Annotated in this window: 1 protein-coding gene; it reads right to left on the bottom strand. The window is 54.6% G+C overall.

Going from position 1 to position 531, the window contains the following annotated elements; all coding sequences use genetic code 11:
* Nucleotides 1-531, bottom strand: a 531-nt coding sequence (locus AB1287_RS14240; RefSeq protein WP_435618200.1) for an IS3 family transposase, incomplete at both ends; no start/stop codon positions are given.

The following is a 531-nucleotide window of genomic DNA, read 5'->3' as shown; positions in this document are numbered from 1 at the left end:
GCCATCAGCAGTGCGTTCAGGACAATGTCCTTTGTCATCCATTGCATTGACCAGCCGATGATTTTGCGTGAGAACAGATCAACAACCACGGCAAGATACAGCCAGCCTTCGTGGGTCCTGATGTAGGTTATGTCCGTTACCCAACGCTCATCTGGAGCATCCGGATTAAACTGTCGCTGGAGCCTGTTGGGCGATACGATACTGGCCTCGCCTTTGCGTGCCCGCGGGCTCCGATACCCGACCTGAGCCTTTATCCCGGCACGATTCATCAGTCGCCAGACTCTGTTCACTCCGCACTGTTGCCCGCTATCCCGCAAGTCCAGATGGATCTTGCGATAACCATAAACGCAACCGGACTCCAGCCAGAACTGTTTGCTCTGTCCCGTCAGTCTCAGATCTACCTGGTGGCGCTGAGAATACGGTTGCTTAAACCAGGCGTAAAAGCCACTGGGATGAACATCCAGCACCCTGCAGAGCATACGAACAGGCCAGCAACGGGAGTTGTCACGAATAAAGGCGTACCTCAGTCGG

It is taken from the genome of Scandinavium sp. UTDF21-P1B (genome assembly GCF_040750395.1).
Classification (GTDB): domain Bacteria; phylum Pseudomonadota; class Gammaproteobacteria; order Enterobacterales; family Enterobacteriaceae; genus Scandinavium.
The sequence above is the reverse complement of the archived record's forward strand: the minus strand, read 5'-3'. Positions and strand labels throughout refer to the sequence as shown.